The organism is Psychrobacter sp. TB20-MNA-CIBAN-0197 (assembly GCF_040309765.1).
GTDB classification, from domain to species: Bacteria; Pseudomonadota; Gammaproteobacteria; order Pseudomonadales; family Moraxellaceae; genus Psychrobacter; species Psychrobacter submarinus.
Map to the genome: position 1 here is coordinate 1 of NZ_JBEOPC010001338.1, position 239 is coordinate 239.

The following is a 239-nucleotide window of genomic DNA, read 5'->3' on the forward strand; positions in this document are numbered from 1 at the left end:
GTGTTGATCAAGGTACGAATCCGCGCGATATTAAAATTGAACTAGCTAAAGAGCTAATTGCTCGTTTTCATAGTGAAGCTGATGCACAAGGTGCACATGATGATTTTATTCAGCGTTTTCAGAAAAAAGCGTTACCAGATGAAATCCCAGAGCTAACAATCACTATTGCAGAAGATACTATTTTAATTGCTAACTTGCTTAAAGAAGCAAATTTAGTATTAAGTACATCAGAAGCAATG

General features: G+C 35.6%; 1 pseudogene. It reads left to right on the plus strand.

From position 1 onward, the window contains the following. Nucleotides 1-239 (plus strand): annotated as a pseudogene (locus tag AAEY83_RS18300) (hypothetical protein); the annotation flags it as partial.